Source organism: Staphylococcus pasteuri (genome assembly GCF_030547725.1).
GTDB lineage: Bacteria > Bacillota > Bacilli > Staphylococcales > Staphylococcaceae > Staphylococcus > Staphylococcus pasteuri.
Genome location: NZ_JAUOQO010000564.1, coordinates 1 through 256 on the forward strand (window position 1 = coordinate 1; position 256 = coordinate 256).

Sequence of the window (256 nt, forward strand, 5' to 3'; positions counted from 1 at the left end):
ATAGCAGCCTGCGTAACCGCAGAGAACACGCCACCCACGACACCAGCAACAGCGCCGACACCCAACTTCATACGGCCAAACGACTCATCAGTATCGTCAACAGCCCTAGACAGCTGACGCGACTTATCCGAAGCATCATCCGACGCGTCAGAAAGCTCACGCTCCGCATTCTCCAACGACTCCGCAGCCCGCTTGGACTCCGTCATCGCCTTCTCAACACCACGCTCAGCCTTCTCAACATTTTGCGCGGTAGTTT

Annotated in this window: 1 protein-coding gene; it reads right to left on the reverse strand. The window is 56.6% G+C overall.

What is annotated here, in order from left to right; genetic code table 11:
- Positions 1–256, reverse strand: a 256-nt coding sequence (locus Q4528_RS14740; protein WP_303522411.1) for a hypothetical protein, incomplete at both ends; no start/stop codon positions are given.